This is a genomic window from Amycolatopsis sp. lyj-84 (assembly GCF_046549075.1).
In the GTDB taxonomy this organism is placed as follows: Bacteria; Actinomycetota; Actinomycetes; order Mycobacteriales; family Pseudonocardiaceae; genus Amycolatopsis.
Genome location: NZ_JAJPWO010000008.1, coordinates 264,338 through 277,224, shown reverse-complemented (window position 1 = coordinate 277,224; position 12,887 = coordinate 264,338). Strand labels below are relative to the sequence as shown.

Genomic DNA, 12,887 nt, shown 5'->3' with positions numbered 1-12,887 from the left:
CCGACGATAGCGTTTGACCTAGAGAGCCCTCTAGCTCCTAGCGTTCGCCGCATGACCACCTCACAGCACAAGATCGGCTCCGGCTTCGGCGCCCGCAGCACCGCCGAAGAGGTCCTGCGCGGAATCGACCTCTCCGGCGAGCTCGCCATCGTCACCGGCGGATATTCGGGACTGGGCTTGGAAACCACGCGCGCCCTGGCGAACGCCGGAGCGCACGTGGTCGTCCCCGCCCGCCGTCCGGCCGACGCGGAGGCGGCCCTCGCCGGGATCTCCGGTACCGAGGTCGGCGAGCTCGACCTCGCCGACCTGACGAGTGTCGAGACCTTCGCCCGCCGGTTCCTCGGCACCGGACGTTCCGTCGACATCCTGATCGCGAACGCCGGGATCATGGCCGCGCCGGAACGGCGGGTCGGTCCCGGCTGGGAGTCGCATTTCGCGATCAACCACCTCGGCCACTTCGCCCTGGTGAACCGGCTTTGGCCGGCGCTGACGGCGGACGGCGGTGCCCGGGTCGTCATGGTGTCCTCCGCCGGTCACCACTCTTCCCCGATGCGCTGGGACGACGTCCAGTTCGAGGGCGGCTACGACCGCTGGCTCGCCTACGGCCAGGCCAAGACCGCGAACGTGCTGTTCGCGGTGCATCTGGACGCGATCGGCGCCGAACACGGGATCCGCGCGTTCAGCCTGCATCCGGGCGCGATCCTCACTCCCCTGCAGCGTCATCTGCGGCAGGAGGAGATGGTCGAGTTCGGCTGGATCGACGAGAACGGGGACCAGGCCGACCCGGATTTCAAGTCGCCGGAGCAGGGCGCCGCCACCCAGGTCTGGGCGGCGACGTCACCACGGTTGGCCGACATGGGCGGGCTCTACTGCGAGGACTGCGACATCGCCGAGATCGCCGCCGAAGAGGGCAAGTGGGTGGGAGTGCGCCCCTTCGCGATCGACACCGGTGAGGCCGCGCGGCTCTGGCAGGTTTCCGCCGGCCTCACCGGGGTCGGTTCCAGAACTTGATCTCGGGGTTGCCCGCCACCGGTCCGTCCAGCAACGGCTGACGTCCGCCGCGCAGGTTCTTGTCGAAGAAGGCGGAGACGTAAGCCCTGGTCAACGCCAATCCGCGGTCGCCACCGAGGGTGCCGGGCGGGGCAAGGCCCAGCTGCTCGCCGAGCGGGCCGACGTCGGTGAAGGACGCGTGCCCGGCTGTCGCGACACTGATCCAGCGTTTCCAGCCGGTGAGGTTCGGCCAGCTGCCCGCCCAGGTCGTGTCCGGACCGGCCGGGGTGTACTCGCTTTCGCGGCCGAGCAGCAGGAACGGCCGGTCGATCCCGGACGCGGGGACCGGGGACCACAGCCTGCCGTCCATGTCGACGCCGGCGCGGATCCGCCGGTCGGCGACCATCGCCGTGGGCGTGCTGTAGCCGCCGATGGAGTGCCCGGCCATGCCGATCCGCGCTCGGTCGATCAGCCGGGACCACGGCGACGAAGGCCTGGTCAGCGTGTCGAGGACGAACGAGACGTCCGCGGCTCGGATCGGCGGGATCAGCGTGGACTCGGATCCGCAAGCGGCGCATTCGGTGACGCGCCCGTCCGGGAAGGCCGTGCCGTGGGATTCGTGGTTGTGGCCGATCAGCGCGACCACGAAACCCTTGCTCGACAGCTCTTCCGCCAGCCCGGTGAGCGTCGTGCGCGGTTTGCCGAATCCCGGCGACAGGACGACCAGCGCGCGCTTTCCCGGCAGGGGCGGGGCGTCGACCCGCGCGCTGGCCCGGATCCCGGAGAGCCGCGCGGGATCGACGTCGGGGACGCCGGATTCGGTCAGGAACGCCTTGGCCTCGGCCAAAGTGAGGTAAGGCCGTTTCGGGCCGAGCGGCAGCAGGGCCGGGTAGAACATCGACACCATCAGTTCGCGCGGTCCTGTCGGCACCCACGGGTCCTGGCGCGCTGAGTCGACCAGGTGCAGGTCGGTGGAGCCGACCGGCTGCGGACCGGTCGGCGACGGCAACGTCAAGGGCGCCGCGGCCGCCGAAGCCGGGCTCGCCATGGGCACCACGGCGGCGAGGGCGACCAGTGCGACGAGAAGCCTTCTCATGAGGATTCCGTTTCTGTCGAGGATCTTCCGCCATCAGCCTGCGACCCGGCTCCGTATTCGCGCGTCTGTCGCAGGTCGTACGCCGGGGTCTGCCGCGAGGTGGATCCGCGACGCCCGATCCGGGATTACGCTCGGCTGGTGCCGGCCATCCTCAGGAGTCACCCGAAGTCCGTGGACCTCGGGCTGACCGTACTCATCGGACTGTCCACTGTGGTCACCACCGATGACCCGGAAGGCTTCGAGTGGTGGCTTGCCTCCTTGGTGTCCTTGGCTTCTTTGCTGATCCGGCACCGCAGTCCCGCGATCACGTTCGCGGCCGGGGCGGTGGTCTCCCTCCTGCATCTGGCCATGGGCAACGATCTCCGCCCGGTCGACTTCGTGGCGTTGATCGGTCTCTTCTCCGTCGCGGCGTGGGGGTCGCGTCGGCTTTCCCTCGCCCTGCTGGCGGCGGGCCTGCTCGTCGCCGGAGCGTGGTCGTTCCATGCCGCCGAAACGAACTCGCGGACGTCGGATCCGGAACCGCCGCGGATCATCGTCATCGATCGGCTGGCACCACCCACCGACCTCGACGGCGACCATCGCCAGGTCCAGGACTGGGGTGGGTTCGCAGGCATCGGCCTCTCGCTCGCGGTGGCTTGGCTGGCCGGGTTGAACACGCGGCAGCGCCGGATCCGGCTCTCGGTCCTGGAGCAGCGGGCCGCCGATCTCGAGCGCGAGCGCGACACCCAGGCCGCGCTGGCCGTCGCCGCCGAACGCGGGCGGATCAGCCGCGAACTGCACGACGTCGTCGCGCACGCGCTTTCGGTGGTGGTGCTGCAGGCCCAAGGCGCCCAGGCGGAGCTGGAGCGGCGGCCCGAGCGAGCGCGGGAGGCGCTGGACGCCATCGTCGGCACCGGGCGGACCGCCTTGAGCGAGATCCGGCGGCTGCTCGGCGCGCTCGGCCAGGACGCACCGGACTGGGAACCCCAGCCTGGCGCGGAACGCCTGCCGCGGCTGGCCGCCGACATCCGCGCCGCGGGTACGCCGGTCGAGTTCGTGGTCGAAGGGGAACCCCGGCCACTTCCGTCCACTGTGGACCTGGCGGCCTACCGGATCGTGCAGGAGGCGCTGACGAACGTGCTGAAACACGCCGGTCCGGACGCGTCGGTGACTATCGTGATGCGCTACGGGCCCGGCGCGCTGGACATCGAGGTGACCGATGACGGCGTCGCGGCGGAACCACCGTCCGGCACCGGGCACGGCCTCGAAGGAATGCGGGAACGAGTGAACGTACTGGGCGGCACCTTCGACGCGGGACCGCGTCCGGACCACGGCTTCGCCGTCCGCGCGAGCCTGCCGTCATGACGATCCGGGTGGTCATCGCCGACGACCAGACGCTCGTGCGCACCGGCCTGCGGATGATCCTGGACAACTCCGGCGACATCGACGTCGTCGGAGAGGCGCGCGACGGCGCGGAGGCCGTCAGGATGGTGGCGGACCTCGATCCCGACGTCGTGCTCATGGACATCCGGATGCCCGAGATGGACGGCGTCGAAGCCACCACCGCGATCGCCGCGGCCCACCGCGCCCGCGTCCTGGTGCTGACCACCTTCGACCTGGACGAGTACGTCTACGCCGCGCTCCAGGCAGGGGCCAGCGGTTTCCTGCTCAAGGACGCGCTCGCGCCGGATCTGATCTCCGGCGTCCGCGTCGTCGCCTCCGGGGAAGCCACGCTCGCGCCCACCGTCACCCGGCGGCTGCTCGACCGCGTGGTCACCGGCCTGCCCGCGCCGTCGCCGGACGCCAGGCTCGCCCTGCTCACCGGCCGCGAACACGAGGTGCTGGAGCAGCTGGCCCGCGGTCTGTCCAACGCCGAGATCGCCGGGCTGCTGTACCTCTCGCAGGGGACGGTGAAGACCCACGTCGGCCGCATCCTCACGAAACTCGGCCTCCGCGACCGCGTCCAGGCGGTCGTCTTCGCCTACGAGTCCGGGATGATCAGCCGCTGACCGTGGCGGGCGCGCGCCAGTGCTTGCCGCGGCGGGGCCTCCGGTGCTGACCGCGCCGTCCGAGGTCGTCCGGGCCGTCGGAGGGGCGCGCGGCGAATTCCTCGGCCGTGATCCCCATCCGGACCAGGTACTTGATCTCGCCGCGCACCACTTCGGTGTCGCGCAGCCTGCCTTCCTCGCGGAAGCCCAGACCGCCGTGCAGCGAAAGGGACGCCAGGTTGCCGCCGTACACGCTGACCTCGCATTTACGGAAGCCACGTTGCTCGAACATATGCGCCAGGAGAACGGTGATGGCGTCCGTGGCGTAGCCGCAGCGCTGGTGGCGAGGGGCGATCCCGATGCCGTAGCCGAACAGGCCGGTCACCGGGTCCGCGCCGATGGTGCAGACCGAGCCGACCAGCATCCGCCCGCGCACCGTCTCGATGCCGAAGTGAATGTCGTCACCCGCCGAACCCGAACGGTGCGAGGCCCAATGGCGGTGCCCGCCACCGATCAGCGGCGTCGCCTCACGGGCCATGTCGCGGTCGAAGCCCATCAGGACCCGGCGGTCGCGGAGGCCGACCTCGCGCAGCCGCACCTTCCGACCGACCTGTTCCGGCTCCGTGGCGGAGCGGCTCACCGTGTCCGGCCGCACGCGTGCTCACGAACGATCACAAGCATCCCTTGACGATATCGGTAGCCGGAACACGAGCTCCAGAGCCCGTCGTCCAGCCCGCGGATGAGCCTGGACACACTCCCGTCGACCACCTGAAACGCCCGAAGGCCCCCACCCGGAGAGGGTGGGGGCCTTCGGTGTGAAAAAACGTCAGATGGCGACGACGCGCTGGGCCTGGGGGCCCTTCTGACCTTGGCCGATCTCGAATTCGACGCGCTGCCCTTCGTCCAGGGACTTGAAGCCGTTGCCCTGGATCTCCGAGTAGTGCACGAAAACGTCCGGTCCACCGTCGTCCTGAGCGATGAAGCCGAAGCCCTTTTCGCCGTTGAACCACTTAACGCTGCCCTGAGCCATACTTTTTACCTGCTCTTCATAGCGAGTCTGAGCCCATTCGATGCCCCGATCTCACCGGTAATTATCGCAGGTCTTCCCGAGCCGCACACGTCGTGTCCCGGAAAAGTTTGGTGGCGGGTCATCTTTCCGCAGGTCAGGCCGAAGATCTCGACCGCAGCCTTGACCTTGACCCAGCGTCAGGGCCGGAGGCTTCCCACATGACGAACGACAGCACTTCCCCGGCCCGGTTCGCGCCGCCGATCGGGGGCTTCGAGGAGCTCGACGGCCGCCGCCTCTTCTTGCACCGATCGGGTGACGGCGGACCGGCCGTCGTGTTCCTTCCGGGCGCCAGTGCGGTCGGCCTGGACTACCTCGGGGTCCAGCAGGAGGTCGCGCGGTTCACCACCGCCGTGGTCTACGACCGCGGCGGCACGGGCTACAGCGATCCCCTCCCGCTGCCGCGCACCGCCGCCGAGGTGGCCACGGAGCTCCGCGAGCTGCTGCTCGCCCTGGACATCCCCGGCCCGTACGTCCTGGCGGCGCACTCCCTCGGCGGCCTCTACGCGCACGGGTTCGCGCAGCTTCACCCGCGGGAGGTGGCGGGCCTGGTCTGGCTGGACGCCCTCCACCCCGCCTGGGACGACTTCATGCCTCCCTCGGCGAGCCTGGCCGAGGCCGAGCGGACGGCACCCGATCTCGACCGGCTGGGCGAGCTGCGTCCGGTCCTCCGCGAGACGTACGCCGAGCTGCGCACCGGCTATCCGGACCACGTGCGAGAAGCCCTGGTCGAGGCCAAGGTGAGCGACGGCTGGCTCCGCGTCGGCGTCGCCGAACGCACCGGCCTGGTCGAACTCGCCGCCGAGCTCCGAGCCGGGCCTGACCTGCCCGATGTCCCTGTGATCGCACTCACAGTCGTGGGCAACGACCCCGCTCAGCCGGAACAGCTGTCCCGGGAGCTGCACGACGGCAAGACGAAAATGGACGCGGCCCTGGTGAGCAGGGTCTCCTACGGCGAGCAGCGCGTCCTCACCGACACCCTGCACCACCGGCTCTGCTTCGACCGTCCCGATGCCGTGACCCAGGCGATCCGCGATGTCGTCGACCGCTCCTAGACTCGGCGGCGGTTTCCGGCGACAGGGAGAACGGGTGCTCACGATCGGCCAGCTCGCGGCGACCGCCGGGGTGACCGTGCGTGCCGTCCGTCACTATCACCACGTCGGCCTGCTGCCCGAGCCCGGACGCGACGCCTCCGGCTACCGCCGGTACAGCGCGGAGGCGGCGGTGGACCTCATCCGGATCAGGACCCTCGCCGACGCCGGGGTGCCGCTGGCCCGGATCGACGCGCTGCTGCACGCCCGGCCCGCCGAGTTCGCCGCCGCCATCGCCGACATCGACGCCGAGCTGCGGCGCAAGATCGACCAGCTCACCGAGAACCGCCTCCGGATCGCCGAACTGGCCGTCGGCGAACGGCTCGTCCTGCCTCCCGGCGTGGTCGCCCTCCTGGACCGGATGCGCGATCTGGGGGTCAGCGAACAGCGGGTCCTGCTCGAACGCGACGCGTGGATCCTGATGCGCGCGCTGGACCCGCACGTCGTGCCGGAGCGGCTACGGGAGAAGAACGCCGCCTTCGACGACCCCGAGACGCTGCGCGTCCATCTCGCCTGCGACCAGGCGATCGGCTGGGATCCGCGCGATCCGCGCCTCGACCGGCTCATCGACGACCTGGACGCCTGGGAGATCGGTCACGAGGGCGACGGCGGGCGGCCGGGCTACCTCGAACTGGTCGTTTCCCGGATCTCCGAGGCGTCACCGGCGTGGCAGCGCGTCGTCGGTGAGCTCACTCACCGCGCCCGGCTGCGCGCCGGACGCGAAAGCGCAGGTGAGTAGCGGCCCCCGCGACGGGTTCACCCTGCGGGATCAGCTCGCCGAGGCGTCCGCCGAACAGGCCGGTCCCCCGCCCCAGCACCACGGGGGCGAGGTGGAGGTGGACTTCGTCGAGCAGCCCCGCGGCGAGCACCTGCCCGGCGACGTCCGCACCCATCACCAGGACGTCCTTGTCGCCCGCGGCGGCCTTGGCACGCCGGACCGCGGCCTCGAGCCCGCCGAAGGCGAACGTGCCGCCGTTGTCGCCGAGGAGGTCTTCCCGGGTCCGATGCGTGACCACGAAGCTCGGGACGCCGGGCCACGGTGTCCCGCCCCACGGACGCAGCCCGAGGTCGAACGTGCGGCGTCCGATGACGGTGGCCCCGACCCTCGCGTTCACCTCTTCGAAGACGCGGGCGTCGGTCTCCATCCACTCGTGCAACCGCTCGCCGCCGTCGCCCATGGGCTCGTCGTCGCGGACGTTCGGCCCGGCGGTGAAGCCGTCCAAGGACATCGACACGTCCAGCACCACCTTGCTCATCGCAAGGCCTCCTTCGCTTCGGTGGCGCCGCCGTCCGGCGCTCTCACCGAAGGGTCGGAGCCACTCCGGACGTCTCGACATCCCCGGACCGGCTCAGAGCTCGCCGGCTCGCTCGTACAGGTTCCGCACGGGCTCCGTGAAGGCGGCGCCGCTCAGATCCGTGGTCGTCCCGTCCTCGGTCATCGTCCCCCGGCTGGTGACGCTGAAGAGCGTCCCCTTGCCGGTGGCGGGATCGAAGTTCCGCAGCCACGGCCCGCCGCTGGAACCGCCCGCCAGATCACAATCCGTGTTCCACGTCGTGTTGACCGAGTTGACCTTGCGCTCGGCGGGCCGCACGCAGGAGAACAAGGCTTCACCGGCGGCGGCTTGGGAGACGGGGTAACCGAGCATGGTCGTGTCCACAGTGGACGGTAACTCTTCGAACGAGATGTCCTGAGTGCCCGCGACATCGGCGACGTGGTGACCATCGACCGGATCCAGCGCGATCACCGCGTCGTCGTCCGTCCCGCTCATCGGCCCCGGATAGGTACCCGACCAGGCGAACGCCCGTGCCGCGAACACCCCATGCGGTGCCGCGCCGCGGTCGTAACCCGGCACGAACACGACGTTGACGATCTTGATCGGGTTGTCGTAGCGGTCCAGCCCGCCGTTCACGCAATGCCCGGCGGTGAACGCCACATCCTTGCTGGAACCGGGAACCACCGTCGCCGTGCAGGATCCGTCGACACCGGGCTCGGCGGTGAAGAACAGCCGTCCGACCCCCGGCGGCACCGGCCCCTCCCACACGCGGCCGATCTTCTCGGCGGGCGGCAGCCATTCCTCGCCCACCCACTGACGCATCCGCTCCGGCGTCCAGTGAGCCAGCGCCGCCGCCCGATCGGCCTCGCTCACCACGGTCACCACCCGGTCGTCGGCCGCGGACGCCGGAGCGGCCACGACCACCAGTGCGGCAGTGAAGGCCACGGACAGGGCGACGACTCGGCGGGATACGCGCTTCAGGTCCATGATCAAGAGACGCCCCGCCGCCGGAGAGGTTGTCCGCGTCAGAGGCGGGTAGGCGACCTCGTTCCGGTACGCATTTGAAAGCAATCGGTGAGAGCGATGTGAGTCCGATCAATTTGTTCGCACACAGCCGCCGACACAGCGCCCGGCGATGGACCCCACCTCCCCTGACAGCAAGGATCGCCGCTTAACTTACGACTATTCCCAGCGCAAGGCATGTCACCACGAGGCATCGGGGTCAATCAGCCGATCCGCCGTTGACTATTACAAAGCGGCGCCTCGTGCCGCACGACACGCGGAACCCGAAGTTCCGCCGTCCGGGGTGAAGATGACAATAAGGCTGCATCCTTTTAGGTGAAGCTTGGCGGCGATGGGGGCATCCCAGATGCGCGGAACACGCAGCTGTGTAGTGACTCGAGATCACGCCGGTCGCGGCGACTCGCGCCGAAATCGGTACTCGGTAGTGTCGACACCAACAGCCTCGGCATGCCTGAACTGGCTTTATGCACACCCGACGCCGACATGGGCGGCTTAGCGCCGACAGGGCGAAAAAACAGAGAACAATGCGAGATCGCAAAGAGTTGATCTTGAAGACACCAAATCCACCGTTTGCGGCCTTCCCGTGGGTTCATGAAGGCTCTGAGGCATGACAGAACGTGATGCCACCAGCGGTGTCTGGGTGCCCGTGACTGAGGAGGGTGACATTCCAGACGCCATCCGGCGGGAAGGAGCATGGGTTCCGCGCCCACTGCCTTCCGACGTGGTCCTGACGACGAGCACTCATCGGGGCCTGGCTCAAGCCGAGCAGTCACTGGGGCGTCTCGACGAGGCAGCCGAGCGTCTGCCGGACCGGTCATCCCTGGTGTACTACACGATGTTGCGTGAGGCGCAGAGTTCTGCCGCGCTGGAAAACGCCAGTGTCTCGTTGAAGGACGTCCTGCTGGCCAAGCTGCCAGGCACGAAGACCGTGCCAGACCCCGAAGTCGAGGCGATCACCCGGTATCTGGACGCGAGCCGGCGCGCCTTCGACAAGGTCCGAGAAGGCGGGTGCATCGATCTGCCCCTGCTGGGCGAGATCAGCCGCCAGCTCGGCCCGGTACCGTCACCGCCCGGCGAGGACGCCGGGTTCTGGCGCGAACGAACGAGCTGGATCAGCGGCCGCGACGGCTCCGCCGTCGTCGCCCACACTCCACCAGGTCCCCACCTCCAGGCGACGGCACAGCAGTGGCAGGAATGGGTTCGTGCCGACCACGACATTCCTCTGGTCGCCAAGATCGCCATGGGGCACCCGCAGCTGGAACTGATCCACCCATTCGCCGGCGGCAACGGCTACGTGGCCCGGCTCTACGTCAGCCTGGAACTGGTCCGCGCCGGTGTCCTGCGCGACCAGATCCTGCCGCTGTCGCGCTGGCTCGACCGCTACCGCGACGAGTACCACCGCCAACTACGGGTCGTCATCGAGACAGGAAGCTTCGAGGACTTCATGGTGTTCTTCGCTGAAGGCGTCCACCAGCTGTGCACCGAGCAGATCCATCTCATCAAGCGCATGGAGAAACTGCGTGCGAGACACCTCGAAGCGGCGCCGGGAACGGGCAACGCCCGCCGGGTGGCCAGCGAGTTGATCGGTATGCCGGTGACCAATCACCAGCTGATCGCCCAACGATTCCGCATTTCAGTCAAGGGCGCGACCGACGTCGCCACCAAGCTCCAGCGCGCAGAGCTGCTGACGGTGAAGGACAACGCCAAGTACAAGAAGATCTACATCGCGCACGATGTCCTGGAACTGCTGAGCAGTCTCGACCCCGTTCCGCCTGCCAGCGACGACGCGGTCTTCGGGTAGCAAGCGCGTTGCCTCGTCCTGTCGATTTCGAATTTCCCCAAACCAAGGATATTCCGCGATGCAGCATGCCCTTTACCGGCACAGACACTCGGGCAGGCACCGTGCCCGAGTGTGTCCATGGCACATGACGGGTTCCCGCCTGACAGGCCTCGTCGTATCGGCCATCACGGTGGCCGTGTTCGCCGCCCAGGTCGCTCGACGGCGTCGAAGCCCGTCACCGGCAGCGATCCGCCATCCGGCGTGGCCAGCAACGACCGCACATACTCAGCGCCGTCGGCGTCGATGTCCACCAGCAACGCCAACGCACCGCTGAACGCCTCCCGGCCGGCGCGGATCCTGTTGTTCATCCAGTGCGCCCGGCCGAGCATGATCAGCAATTCGGCGTGAGCGCTGTTCCCGACCGTGTCGTCCTCGGCGGCGAGCGCGACAGCACGAACAAGGTACGGAACAGCCGCGGCAGCACGACCGGCATCGAGGAGCACCACCGCCAAGTGCCGCAGCGCCCTCAACGCACCATGGTCGTCGTGGGCACGATCGTAAGTCGCGATGAGATCGGAAAGAACGTCCATGGCGCGGTGCAAGCGACCCCACCGACGGTAGAAGTCACCTAACGTGATCAAGGTCGCGCACACCACGTCGTGATTCTTCTGCTCTCGAGCCAGACTGAGGATCCGGACCCACCGAGCCTCGGCGGCCAGCCAGTCGCCGTCACGATCCCCGCACTCAGCCGCCAACGTCAGCAACTCGATCAGCGCGGCAGGGTCACGAATCGCGATCGCGGCGCGCTCACCTGTTTCGGCGAGCTCTTTCACCCACGCCGGATCAGCCACTGCCCCGGCCAGCGGCCACCAGGCACGCGCCAAGGACACCGCATCCTCCGCCAGCCCATGCCCGAGTTCCCACCGCATCAGACCAGCGACGGGCCCACGCAGCGAACGCACCTGATCCATCCACAGGTCGTTCACACCTTCAAAACCGCCAGCCGGTCCATCTGGAGCTAGACGCGCCTCATGGGCCACACCGAGAAAATACTGTCCGATCCGTGACGCGAGAGACTTCTGCTGCACAGGCGGAAGATCCACCATGCTCTGACGGACGCTGACAATGGTGCTCGTGTCGTCGGCTGTCGCTTGTCCGGCAACCGCGACGAGGCCGCGCATCACCAACCGCTGAAGGCGCTCCTGCACAGTCGTACCGTGACTTCCACCTGCCGCGGCGAGTACGCCGAGAGGCAACTGGTTCACGCCACACACGACAAAAGCGCACAACAGAGGGTCGTCGTCAGGGTCCCTCCCCGACGACGACCGGACGCCATCGCTCACCAGCCAGCAACCTTCCCCAGCGAGCCCTCACCCGCCGACACGCCGTTGCTTGCTTAGCGCACCCTCCCCTGCCACCAGCCCACGGTCCTCCGCACACCGCCCTCGAACGACTACCTAACCACTTCCGTGGCAACCGCCGCGACCGCTCACGAGGTGAGCTTCGACGATCTGGCTCACCCGGTCTCGCAAGCCGCGCTCACCCGATCGAGCGCAGCGCGCCGAAGGCACGCACTTTCTTCCACAAGTTGATCTTGACGTCAACCAGCACTTGGCGACTGAAGATCTCGACGGAATTCCGATGGCACGTAAAGCGCCAGAACGCCTGCAGGAGTTGGGCGACCGGATGACCACGACGGGCATCCGATCCGGCCGTAACCGACGAAGGTGCCAGGCGTTCAAACCGCCCGCCTCAGCCAAAGTCTGCCGGGCAGTCCGGGCGCGCTCACCAGCTCAGGATGGCACTGAGCGACGCCAACCTGGCCAGCGCGGAACGAGATCCACAAACAAGAACATTCCCGCTGGTCAGCGAGGATGTCGAAAGAGTGGGCCGCCTGGGGCTCGAACCCAGAACCTACGGATTAAAAGTCCGCAGCTCTACCAATTGAGCTAACGGCCCGTGCCGACGAGTCTAGTAGATCGCCGCCGACCACCAGGATGGCGGGGCCGCCGCCGGAGCGCCACGGAATTGTCGGGGGTGTCTGCCATGGTCGGGGCCATGGACACGATCCCCGAGGAGAACTACTCCCCCAAGTGGTCCGGCGACCGGCCGGAGGCGCCGCGGCTGGCGGACGAGCGTGAGATCTTGACGTCCACGCTCGATTGGCATCGTCGCACGTTCGAGCTGAAGTGCCAGGGTCTGACGCCGGAGCAGATGGCCGAGCGGGCGGTGGGGCCGTCGACGATGTCGCTGCACGGGCTGCTCAGGCACCTCACGGGGGTCGAGCGCTGGTGGTTCCGCATCCAGTTCGCGGGCGAGGACGTCCCGATGCTCTATTACTCCGACGAGCGGCCGGAGCAGGACTTCGAGGACACGGGCGGCGACGTCGAGGCGGCTTGGGCGGCGTGGCATGAGGAGTGCGAGCGTTCGCGGGCGATCGTCGCGAAGGCGACGCTCGACGACACGGGCAGGACTCATGGCAGCGGTGAGCCGTTCTCGCTGCGGTGGCTGCTGACCCATCACATCGCCGAGTACGCCCGCCACGACGGCCACGCCGACCTGCTGCGCGAGAGCATCGACGGCAAGACCGGCCACTGACG

General features: G+C 68.6%; 13 protein-coding genes and 1 tRNA gene. 7 read left to right on the top strand and 7 right to left on the bottom strand.

Going from position 1 to position 12,887, the window contains the following annotated elements; genetic code table 11:
- Positions 1 to 51 precede the first annotated feature (51 nt).
- Positions 52 to 1,011: an SDR family NAD(P)-dependent oxidoreductase gene (locus ACLJRM_RS25150; protein ID WP_410664448.1), complete on the top strand. Its 960-nt coding sequence runs from the start codon at positions 52 to 54 to the stop codon at positions 1,009 to 1,011.
- Here the strand turns inward: ACLJRM_RS25150 and ACLJRM_RS25145 are convergent.
- Complete coding sequence (locus ACLJRM_RS25145; protein ID WP_410664447.1) at positions 986 to 2,086, bottom strand: alpha/beta hydrolase family protein; 1,101 nt, start codon at positions 2,084 to 2,086, stop codon at positions 986 to 988. The genes ACLJRM_RS25150 and ACLJRM_RS25145 overlap by 26 nt on opposite strands.
- Positions 2,087 to 2,224: 138 nt before the next feature.
- Here ACLJRM_RS25145 and ACLJRM_RS25140 point away from each other — a divergent pair, with 138 nt between their 5' ends.
- Together ACLJRM_RS25140 and ACLJRM_RS25135 are read left to right on the top strand one after the other, a co-directional pair.
- Positions 2,225 to 3,430, top strand: coding sequence for a sensor histidine kinase (locus tag ACLJRM_RS25140; RefSeq protein ID WP_101611913.1), 1,206 nt, complete (start codon positions 2,225 to 2,227; stop codon positions 3,428 to 3,430).
- Positions 3,427 to 4,074 carry a response regulator gene (locus ACLJRM_RS25135; RefSeq protein ID WP_410664446.1) on the top strand — a complete coding sequence of 216 codons (648 nt, stop codon included), beginning with the start codon at positions 3,427 to 3,429 and terminating at the stop codon, positions 4,072 to 4,074. Before ACLJRM_RS25140 ends, ACLJRM_RS25135 begins: the two co-directional genes overlap by 4 nt.
- On the opposite strand, the gene ACLJRM_RS25130 is transcribed toward ACLJRM_RS25135, so the two are convergent.
- Together ACLJRM_RS25130 and ACLJRM_RS25125 are read right to left on the bottom strand one after the other, a co-directional pair.
- Entirely contained in the window at positions 4,064 to 4,708 is a 645-nt protein-coding gene (locus ACLJRM_RS25130) for a GNAT family N-acetyltransferase (RefSeq protein ID WP_101611911.1), read from the bottom strand. The two genes, ACLJRM_RS25135 and ACLJRM_RS25130, sit on opposite strands and share 11 nt — an antisense overlap.
- A gap of 171 nt (positions 4,709 to 4,879) precedes the next feature.
- A complete protein-coding gene (locus tag ACLJRM_RS25125) occupies positions 4,880 to 5,083 on the bottom strand; it encodes a cold-shock protein (RefSeq protein ID WP_037319102.1) in 204 nt (67 codons plus the stop codon).
- Positions 5,084 to 5,280: 197 nt separating this feature from the next.
- On the opposite strand from ACLJRM_RS25125, the gene ACLJRM_RS25120 reads away from it, so the two are divergent.
- A complete protein-coding gene (locus tag ACLJRM_RS25120) occupies positions 5,281 to 6,174 on the top strand; it encodes an alpha/beta fold hydrolase (RefSeq protein WP_410664445.1) in 894 nt (297 codons plus the stop codon).
- A 34-nt stretch (positions 6,175 to 6,208) separates the two neighbouring features.
- Positions 6,209 to 6,949: a MerR family transcriptional regulator gene (locus tag ACLJRM_RS25115; protein ID WP_410664444.1), complete on the top strand. Its 741-nt coding sequence runs from the start codon at positions 6,209 to 6,211 to the stop codon at positions 6,947 to 6,949.
- Here the strand turns inward: ACLJRM_RS25115 and ACLJRM_RS25110 are convergent.
- Entirely contained in the window at positions 6,900 to 7,466 is a 567-nt protein-coding gene (locus ACLJRM_RS25110; protein WP_410664443.1) for a dihydrofolate reductase family protein, read from the bottom strand. The genes ACLJRM_RS25115 and ACLJRM_RS25110 overlap by 50 nt on opposite strands.
- A gap of 93 nt (positions 7,467 to 7,559) precedes the next feature.
- Positions 7,560 to 8,471 (bottom strand): trypsin-like serine peptidase, encoded by a 912-nt coding sequence (locus ACLJRM_RS25105; RefSeq protein WP_410664442.1) that lies wholly within the window; start codon positions 8,469 to 8,471, stop codon positions 7,560 to 7,562.
- 643 nt (positions 8,472 to 9,114) lie between these two features.
- Here ACLJRM_RS25105 and ACLJRM_RS25100 point away from each other — a divergent pair.
- Positions 9,115 to 10,308 (top strand): Fic family protein, encoded by a 1,194-nt coding sequence (locus ACLJRM_RS25100; protein ID WP_410664441.1) that lies wholly within the window; start codon positions 9,115 to 9,117, stop codon positions 10,306 to 10,308.
- A gap of 164 nt (positions 10,309 to 10,472) precedes the next feature.
- Here the strand turns inward: ACLJRM_RS25100 and ACLJRM_RS25095 are convergent, their stop codons facing one another.
- Positions 10,473 to 11,495, bottom strand: a complete 1,023-nt coding sequence (locus tag ACLJRM_RS25095) for a hypothetical protein (protein WP_410664440.1) — start codon at positions 11,493 to 11,495, stop codon at positions 10,473 to 10,475.
- A gap of 678 nt (positions 11,496 to 12,173) precedes the next feature.
- Positions 12,174 to 12,246, bottom strand: a tRNA-Lys gene (locus tag ACLJRM_RS25090).
- Positions 12,247 to 12,345: 99 nt separating this feature from the next.
- On the opposite strand from ACLJRM_RS25090, the gene ACLJRM_RS25085 reads away from it, so the two are divergent.
- Positions 12,346 to 12,885, top strand: coding sequence for a DinB family protein (locus ACLJRM_RS25085; protein ID WP_410664439.1), 540 nt, complete (start codon positions 12,346 to 12,348; stop codon positions 12,883 to 12,885).
- Positions 12,886 to 12,887 lie beyond the last annotated feature (2 nt).

Coding starts and splice junctions, on each gene's coding strand:
- ACLJRM_RS25150 (WP_410664448.1), top strand. CDS start 52: ATGACCACCTCACAGCACAAGATCGGCTCCGGCTTCGGCGCCCGCAGC.
- ACLJRM_RS25145 (WP_410664447.1), bottom strand. CDS start 2,086: ATGAGAAGGCTTCTCGTCGCACTGGTCGCCCTCGCCGCCGTGGTGCCC.
- ACLJRM_RS25135 (WP_410664446.1), top strand. CDS start 3,427: ATGACGATCCGGGTGGTCATCGCCGACGACCAGACGCTCGTGCGCACC.
- ACLJRM_RS25125 (WP_037319102.1), bottom strand. CDS start 5,083: ATGGCTCAGGGCAGCGTTAAGTGGTTCAACGGCGAAAAGGGCTTCGGC.
- ACLJRM_RS25120 (WP_410664445.1), top strand. CDS start 5,281: ATGACGAACGACAGCACTTCCCCGGCCCGGTTCGCGCCGCCGATCGGG.
- ACLJRM_RS25110 (WP_410664443.1), bottom strand. CDS start 7,466: ATGAGCAAGGTGGTGCTGGACGTGTCGATGTCCTTGGACGGCTTCACC.
- ACLJRM_RS25105 (WP_410664442.1), bottom strand. CDS start 8,471: ATGGACCTGAAGCGCGTATCCCGCCGAGTCGTCGCCCTGTCCGTGGCC.
- ACLJRM_RS25100 (WP_410664441.1), top strand. CDS start 9,115: ATGACAGAACGTGATGCCACCAGCGGTGTCTGGGTGCCCGTGACTGAG.
- ACLJRM_RS25085 (WP_410664439.1), top strand. CDS start 12,346: ATGGACACGATCCCCGAGGAGAACTACTCCCCCAAGTGGTCCGGCGAC.